The sequence below is a fragment of the Mastigocoleus testarum BC008 genome, assembly GCF_001456025.1.
GTDB lineage: Bacteria > Cyanobacteriota > Cyanobacteriia > Cyanobacteriales > Nostocaceae > Mastigocoleus > Mastigocoleus testarum.
In genome coordinates this window covers 19,675-28,429 of sequence record NZ_LMTZ01000037.1, presented here as the reverse complement: position 1 = coordinate 28,429, position 8,755 = coordinate 19,675, and the positions used below count along the sequence as shown (strand labels likewise).

At 38.1% G+C, this 8,755-nt stretch carries 6 protein-coding genes; 1 reads left to right on the top strand and 5 read right to left on the bottom strand.

What is annotated here, in order from left to right:
- Nucleotides 1-260: 260 nt before the first annotated feature.
- Complete coding sequence (locus BC008_RS07750) at nucleotides 261-479, bottom strand: hypothetical protein (RefSeq protein ID WP_027845727.1); 219 nt, start codon at nucleotides 477-479, stop codon at nucleotides 261-263.
- Nucleotides 480-819: 340 nt separating this feature from the next.
- Here BC008_RS07750 and BC008_RS07745 point away from each other — a divergent pair, with 340 nt between their 5' ends.
- Nucleotides 820-1,374, top strand: coding sequence for a peptidoglycan-binding domain-containing protein (locus BC008_RS07745; protein ID WP_153009543.1), 555 nt, complete (start codon nucleotides 820-822; stop codon nucleotides 1,372-1,374).
- 223 nt (nucleotides 1,375-1,597) lie between these two features.
- Here the strand turns inward: BC008_RS07745 and BC008_RS07740 are convergent, their stop codons facing one another.
- The 4 genes from BC008_RS07740 to BC008_RS07725 form a co-directional block, all read right to left on the bottom strand.
- Complete coding sequence (locus BC008_RS07740) at nucleotides 1,598-2,707, bottom strand: TRAP transporter substrate-binding protein (protein WP_027845729.1); 1,110 nt, start codon at nucleotides 2,705-2,707, stop codon at nucleotides 1,598-1,600.
- Between the two features lie 204 nt (nucleotides 2,708-2,911).
- Nucleotides 2,912-3,775, bottom strand: coding sequence for a PEP-CTERM sorting domain-containing protein (locus tag BC008_RS07735; protein ID WP_027845730.1), 864 nt, complete (start codon nucleotides 3,773-3,775; stop codon nucleotides 2,912-2,914).
- A gap of 200 nt (nucleotides 3,776-3,975) precedes the next feature.
- Nucleotides 3,976-5,226 (bottom strand): hypothetical protein, encoded by a 1,251-nt coding sequence (locus BC008_RS07730; RefSeq protein ID WP_027845731.1) that lies wholly within the window; start codon nucleotides 5,224-5,226, stop codon nucleotides 3,976-3,978.
- A gap of 87 nt (nucleotides 5,227-5,313) precedes the next feature.
- Entirely contained in the window at nucleotides 5,314-8,739 is a 3,426-nt protein-coding gene (locus BC008_RS07725) for an acetate and sugar kinases/Hsc70/actin family protein (protein ID WP_027845732.1), read from the bottom strand.
- Nucleotides 8,740-8,755: the final 16 nt, after the last annotated feature.

The following is an 8,755-nucleotide window of genomic DNA, read 5'->3' as shown; positions in this document are numbered from 1 at the left end:
GACGCCCCATTGTTCGCTTTTGCTTCTTTTATTTCTTCATTCTTTATTCTACAGTTATATGCAACTTCACATAGAGTTGGTATAAGATAGAAAATGTAAAATGTATATCAAATTATTGCAACTAGTGTTTCAATATTGTTCTTTTTTGCTCGGAATGGGTAATGGGTAATTAATAATGGGTAATTGGTAATCGATAATTGTGAATGGGCGACAGTCATCGCATTTCATTTCCAGACACCAACTCCCAATTCCCATTACTCCTATGCTTGGGACTCCTTTACTAATTTTTTGAGATGCAAGTACGCTTCCTCTGGTGTAAAACAATCATTTGCTTTCTCTGCTGGAATACAAAACTGCCAAACATCAGGATAATAACGAATTGCAAAACTAGGAATTAATCCTAACTCCATCGCTTCCTTACCTAATTTTTCAGTTTCTTCTTCTAAATCGAGTTGGTTGTGAAAATTAGTTTCGCTCATAAAATCCCCTTCTATTTAAGATTTACCGTTGAATTTTGTATTTTTCTAGCCCTCAAATCCTGAAACTTTCAGGAAGAGGTTACTAAGATGCAGCTATGAGTATTATTAGTCAATATTTTATAGATGTCCATTCAGGTCAACATTTTATTTAAATCTTATTAGCAAACAGAATCTGACTATCAAGAGAATTCTAACGAATATCAGTGTTATAAATATTAAGGAAATAAAAATAAAAAAATGAGAAACAATTGCAGAGATCGAAATGCTTTCCGTAATTTAGTCGGCGTGAGTTGTAGATAAGCGAGTAATTTGCCCAGTGTACAAGTATTTGGAGGATATAGTGAATACTACAAATTTTCCTACTCTCAGAGAAGGTTCAAGAGGTGATGAAGTTATCAAGCTGCAAGAAGTTTTGAAACAACTGAATTTTTATTCTGGTGTGACTGATGGAATTTTTGGAGTCCAGACTAAAGATGCGGTTGTGAGATTTCAAAATGCTTATGGGCTTATTGCTGATGGAATCGTTGGTTCTAACACTTGGTCAAAACTAAATGAGGTAGCTGGAACTATGGAATGGCGAAGAATGACGGAAGCAGAAGAAGTAGATGAAATTAAGAGAATTATTAATAATCGTATGGGTGTAGCTGCACTCAATCTATTAGCACTGGAGAGTTTTCTTGGTCTTCAGTGTACAAGAAGCTTTTATTTTAATGAAAAATTTGGCGGTAACCAACGCCTAATGAGGGTTAAGTGCGACCCTCCAAGAGGAGCATCTAGCGCTGTTGCTTATGAGGAGATCCGAATTATCTTCAATCTCTTCGAAGGTTTTATTGAAACTTTTAATGTTGAAAGAGTTATAGAAGGAACAGAACCAAAATTTAAATTACCAGATTAATTTTGATTCGCTTGGGTCATTCTAATAAAGTTGTGCAAACAAAAGTAATTCCATTTTTGACTAAAAATCACAAATCTGATGCTGTGAAGATTTATTTTTCAACGCGGTAAAAATGATTGAGGAGTAATCGCTGGTCATTAGTCGTATAAATTTGACAAATGACCAGCGACAATTAAGCTAGTGCAGTGATAATTAGGGGTTAGTAGCAAGCGGTAAGAAACTCTTATTTACTAGCAGTTACAAAATTAGCAAATCTAAGTTCATTAATGCTGTTCCAGTTATAAATTTTTTCTCGAAAAGTTTTCCATTTTTCGTATACTCCTTTGAAACTAGGATCTTTATCCGCATTTTCATCCAATAATTCAAAGGAAGCTTTTTGAGCAGCTTGTAAAATATCTTGACTATAAGCAATTAACTTCGTTCCACCAGCAACTAATCTACTTAAAGCTTCACCATTACGGGCATCGTATTGAGCTAGCATACTCATGTTAGCCTCATAAGCTGCCGTTTTAAATACTTCCTGGTATTCTTTAGGTAATTTCTCCCACTCCTTAATGTTAACTAATACTTCTAATGTTGGACCTGGTTCCCACCAACCCGGATAATAGTAAAAGGGAGCAGCTTTTTGCAAGCCGAGTTTTTCGTCGTCGTAGGGACCAACCCATTCAGCAGCATCAATTGCACCTCTCTCCAAAGCTAAGAAGATTTCGCCTCCAGGTAATACTTGAGCATTCACTCCTAAACGATTCATTACCTGTCCGCCCAAACCTGGAATTCTCATAGTCAAACCTTTTAAGTCAGTTGCAGACTTAATTTCTTTTTTAAACCATCCACCCATCTGCGCTCCCGAATTACCTGCGGGAAAGTTAATGATATTAAATTGTTCGGCGTAAATCTTTTGCATGGTTTCTAGCCCACCACCGTGATAGAGCCAAGAATTCTGCTGTTGAGCGTTTAAACCAAAGGGTACGGAAGTAGCAAAAGCCAGAGCCGGACTTTTACCAATATAAAAATAACTTGCAGTGTGACCGCATTGTACCGTTCCTTTTTGTACCGAATCCAAGATTTGTAATGGTGGAACTAACTGACCCCCTGCAAAAATTTGGATATTAAAACGCCCGTTAGTCATTTCTTTGACGCGATCGGTAAGAACTTTAGCCCCATCAAAAATACCTACAGAACGAGGCCAACTTGTTACCATCCGCCAACGTACGCGCTGTCCTGCTTGCACGCTCACACCTGCACCCGTACCATTTCTGGGGCTGCAAGCGGCTACGGTTGTAGCAGCAGCTGCAGCGATAGCACCTTTACCCAATATTTCTCTGCGTTTCATGATTCCCTTGTTTTTTTAATGACAGCTATTTCAATTCAAAGTATTTTACGGCTCATTGGTGCTGAAATATGTAGTCTGTTTTCAGACAGGGAATCAAAACATTAAATTTGTTTAGATATTAAATTTGTTTAGATATTAAATTTGTGTAGATGCAACCTTAACAAATTATTCAAGTCCAAATTAAAATCTAAGTTCAAATTATTACTACAAAACTTCTTCTTTTTTACGCTTGAGTGCAGTAGCAGTTCCAATAGTTCCAAATAATAACCCTAAACCAGACGTGGGTTCGGGTATTTTACGCTTTTCTTTCCGTTGATATTTCAAGTAAGAAACAGCTCCACTACCAGGTAAAGAAATATCTAGTTTCTTAACTCTTTTACTAAAATCAAATTTATAGTCCCGCAGTGAATTATCTCCTTTGAGATCGTTCCCATTCCATTTTTCACTTAAAAGTGTGACATCTGGATCGTTTTTATCTGCTTGTTTATCAAATTGAAGTGTTTCTGTAGTACCGTCAAGGAATGTAAAAGAAAACTGTGGTACTCCTGGATCGTCGAAGTCGAGTAAACCAATATGGTCAAAGAAAACTCCTTGATTATCTGTGAAATCAAATGAAATTATACCTCCACCCGCTAAATCATCTGGGGCTCCGTTATTTTCTTGGATAATTAAGACTTTACCCTGTTCGGGAGTTTTGTACTTGATCCACTTATTACCTTTTTTATATTTACCTTTTCCTGTTGCTAAGTCTTCGTCACCGCCGGTACAAACGTTTGTAAATCCATTTTTTGAAACTCCACTTGCTGTGGGTTTACAATTACTATCATAGAGCCATAATTCTTTTTTGCTCGAATCCATCTCTAAACCATATTTAGACCAAAGTTTATCAAGTTTTGGACCGCCAGTTAATGGATTACTAGCAACACCTACTTGCTCGTCAAAGTCGATAGTCACATCAACATTTCGATACATGCTAGCTGCCCGAGCAGAACCAATATTTATTACATTCAGAGTTCCACAAAATAAAACTCCGGTAGCAATCATTGATAAACTTTTACTTATTTTCATTTCGTTTTTGATTAAGTTTGTTTTTGATTAAAAGTGCTGAAATTTTAAGCCCATTTATTTCCTCTTATTTACATTTATATTCGCTGTCAAATTGAAATAGTTAAAATCAAACTAAATAAACTGTCAATAATATCAACAAATTGTTTGAAGTTTGGATAAATATCTCTGGGCAAATACTGTTCACATTCTAAAATATCCACTCAGGACGCGCGGAAAAGCACCCGTCCAGGAAGTATTTCATCATTAATTTTGGCGTAAACCCGCAAGCAAGCTGATACTTCTCCAGGAATACCACCAGTTTCCAAACGCAAATCATCTTTTGAATAGGTATAAATGTCAGCGTAGGTTCCCCATAATGGGCGAATTTGAACCTGATTACCTGCTTCTCTAGCTTTTGCTACAACCATATCGAGCGTACGTCGGGCTTCTTGTTGAAGTTTTCCCCACCAGGAATAGCGTTCCACTGGTGGTAAGTAAACTAAAGAGTGAATGGCTTCATCTAAATCCAGTTTGGCGCGTAATGCAGTTATTGAATCGCGTTTATCGCTGCTAAGTTGGACTCTTTGAAATCGTTCTATAAGTGTTGCTATATACTTGGATTTTTCTGATTCGCTCTGTAAAGACCTAACACCAAATCGATCTACACTTTTGAGTGCGTGGTGCAAACACGGGTCTGTATCGATAAATTTGAGACAAATAGATACTAATTTACCTAAAAAAACATTTTCGACGTCAGAGTTAACTAGTTTGAGACGGGGGTCAAAATCGATTTGGTCTGATAATAATAATCCTTGGGCGTTAACGCTACCTGTTAAACCGGGGTAGAGATATTCTGTGCGGATAAATGGTAATTGCTTTAAATTCTGCTTATTTTCAATTACGCCGATTTCCCCTACTAATTTCAAGATTTTTTTTTGCCGGATGCTGGCGATTTTTTCTGGAACCCGCAACAATAAGTATTGGATTTCATCCCATAATTGAGCATCATTATCACTGCATATTTGATATTCGCCAATATAGTTTGAGATGTCGCGATCGCAAATTAAAGAATGGGCAATTTTTTCTAGTTTAAGTTTTTCTAGTTTAAGTTCTTCTAACTCAATTGTTTCTGGTTTAATTATTCCTGGTTGAATTTTTTCTGACTGAAGCTGGATTTCAGTATTTATTTGTGAAGATTTTTCTGGTTGTGCTGCTGGTATGGGTTCCAAGATATCTTCCCAAGGAGAATTATTTTCCATGGGAAGCGTAGGTGATATCTTACTGGGTGGTATATTACTCTTCAAAAGTACATCTATTTCCTTAAGTAGTTCCTCGCAACTTTCCCTTCCAGAGTCATTTGCAGATGTCTCCAGGGCTACGAGTAACTGAGTCCGGAGTCCGTGTAAACCCAAACGCAGCACCCAAGCTAAATCTGAGTCACTGGTTGCTAATAACTTACTAAGGTGTTTCATCGCGAATTGCTAATGGGTAATGGGTAATAGGTAATGGTGAGTAGTGAATGGTGAGTGGTGAATGGGTAACTGATAACTGATAACTGACTAATGTTCTCCAGAAAAGGGGTCGCGGGTGCTTTCGATGTCATTTGGCTGGAGTTCTAAAGTGTCTCTAAATACACATCCTTCTTCCTTGAGAGACTCAGCGTCTGTAGATGTCCAGTAAGGGACTTCAAAAGCATGGATGCGTAGGATTCCTTGATAGTTAAGGGAAACATAATAACGACAGGGGTATTCCGTAGTAATTTCTGGTTCTGGTAGTTCGCCAATTAGTTCCCATTTATTAGACTGGGGGTTACGAAACTGGAAGTAAAATGTATGTTTCCCACTAGCAGGAAAGGGGGGTAATTCTGCTATTAAACCGATACTTTGGGGTTCCATAGAACCCTCTTCATAGCGGAAAACTCGCAGTTCAGGGGTATAATCCTTGCTAGCTGCAAATAAGACTGTATGGGCGTCAGTTTTTAAGGCGCTAGCTGATTCAGCGACATTAACGGCGATATCACACACTATTTTGCTGTCATCGCCAATGATGACTGATTTGCCAGTAACTTTAGCAACATCAAGCCTCGGAGCATCGAGAGAAATTAAGTAATGGGGATTACCGCGACACAATAGTAAATCAATTTCTAGTTTTTGATTGATTTCAAATTGGACTTTAATGTAGTTTTTGAATTCTTCTTCGGACATCCCCAATTTTTTCATTAGGGCGTCGCCATTATAATAACCCCAAAGTTGCGGTTTAACGTTTTCAAAGTCTTGGCGTTTGATATTATTGGTTAATTGCATCCCTTGCCAATTAGACCGAAGTTTGGCAATTGAATCATTTGCTTGGAGTTGATAGAGTTCTTCTCCTGCTTGAAATATGGGATCGGAATTACCGCCAATTACTTCCCGCTTGAAGGAACAAGGAAGAAAATAAAATAGGTTTTTGACATCTATATAAAGTTGATTTGCACCTTTGCGTAGTAAATCTTTTGATTGTTGGGGAGAGAAGCTTAATTGACGGAGTTTTTCCGCAAAGCAAGCACCAGCAGAAGTTGCTAGTTTAGTGTATTCAGGTTCAAAGGTAACTCGTTCCTGGTTCCAAACAAAATAATCTGATTTACTGAAAACGCGGTAAAGTTCTTTTTCTACTAATTCCAAATTACAGGTTTTTCCAGATAAAATTAACCAGTCTACCTGTTCTTTATGGTTTTCTTGCCGATCTGATAAATTATCAGTAGTTGGAGAATTAGCTTGATGAGTTATTGTTTTACTACCCAAAGCATTTTCGATTAATCCTTGGGCGATACCCACAGCTTCTTGAACTACTGGTAAGACCGAGGCTGCAAATTGTTGTTGAGTAATGGTAACGTTGAGTCGATCAATTAATTTACCCGGTAATTGAACTTCGTTTTGTGCTAGCAATTCAGCAATTTTTTGTCCGTCAAGCACAAATACATTCACAGAGTCGCGATTCCGGTTCTTTTGACCCAATGTTAGTTTTGCAGTTTCTGCGTATTCCCAAAGAGTATAGAAAGTTTGTGCGCGTAGTGATGACTGTTTCCAACGAGTAGGTATTACCCTTTCCGCAGCAGTTAAAGCTTCCTTGTAAGCTTCGCTTTCTGGTACTTCCCGATCTATGCAAGCTAACAAACTTCCCGGTTGAAATTTTCCATTATCTAAAAAGCGATCGCTCAATTCTTCCGGCTGAACTTTGAGGACATCTTTTGCTAATCTCTCCTCTGATACAGCACTCAGTAAAGCATCTGCGATCGCAGCTTTTAATAGTAAAAATAATTTTAAAGTGATTAATTCCCCACCCAATTGCAAATGACCGGAAGAACCCAAAAGTTTCGGAGTCAATTTGTAATATCTTCCCCCATCACCCCTATCTTCACCGGGTTCAAAAGGATCTATTTCTTCCAGAGTTAAGCGAATTAAGGCTAAGTCTGTAGTTCCACCACCAATATCTAACACTAGAACATTTTGCCACCATTTATTACCATCGCTGCGACATCTAGTTTTAAATGATTCGATACCGACATTTAAATCACCACCAAATTCTCGCCATAGGAAAAATATTGCCGCCGAAACAGCTTCATCATAAGCCATTTGGACATCAGCTATATCTAATTGCTTTACTAACTGTTCAATTTCTCGACGTACAAAAGGAGAAGCAATGGTGGGATAAGTAACTACAGCCCGGTAAAACTTACCGGAAGAACACTTACCCGGATAACGCTGGCGATAATCTTCAGTTAACTCGATCAACTCAGCATAAGCAGCTTGGAGCATCTTGTTTACCGCAACGGAATCCTCTTGACCATTCAAAGAAACTTTAAAACTCCGCTCTTGACCAAAATAACGTTTCGGAGAATGTAAAAATCTACCATCAATTTCTTCTCCTTCTCGAATGGTAAATTCCCGATTATCCTTAGCTTGTTTACCCAAACGCACTTTTATTTGAAGTGAGTCATCATTTGGTAAAACAGGTTTGAGATCCACAACCTCCAGTTCGCTAGGAATTTCACTCAAACGCCGGTCTTTATCTAACTCTACGGGAATAAGACTTTGCCATTCTAAAGCCGGAACCCGAAAAACATCATGGTATATCTGGTTTAAACATTTGCTAGCAGAACGGCGAAACCAAGCCAAACGTTTACCTAAAGCAATTTCAATTTGGCGAATTGCTTCCAATAAAGTTGTGCTATTTGCAGCACTCAATAACTGAGTACCAACATTTTCATTATTGGGGTCAATGTCAGGAAACTGTTTGGTGAGTTCCCTCAAAAATTTTTGCCATTCCAAATTCCAAGTATCCGATCCCACACCTCGAACATCATCCACTGGACGACGATTTAACCAATCAATCAAACGTTCTCGTAACTTGACCTCTTGTTCGTAAGGTAAACCATCTGGAGTCACGATGGTTTTGGGATCGTAAAGAGTTACCGTAGAATTAGAAGTACCGAAATCAATTGCAAACCAACCAGGATAAGTAATTTCCAACTTATTATTTTCCTCCGGGAGAGATAGAGCAGGCTGAAGCAATGGTTGCTTAATACTTGTTGGAGTCGCAGATTCTCCATTCGTCCAAATATTGCATTCAGCAGTACAGTGTTTAGGTGCAGACATAATTGGATAACCCGTTCTGTCTGAATTGAAATACTCGATTGACACCTCCAAAGTGCAATCTACTCCCGATGGTAAAACATGACCCCAACGACATTCAGTTTGCTTTAACCGTTTGGGACTAGACAGTTGTAAAGGTTGAACAGAACTAAAATTAGCACTACCATAAGCAAACTGGATCAGCGCTGCGAGATCTGAGGGAAACCCACTCACAGAAATATTAATTCGGGAAATAAAAGGAAAATAAAATCCCTCTGTGGGAATAATTTCTATTACAGGTAAAACCAATAAGTTTGGGTTATCTTCCTTTGCACGTAATTGATAACGATTTAAAAGTTCTACTTTGATGGGCATTTTTTTGCTTGATGAA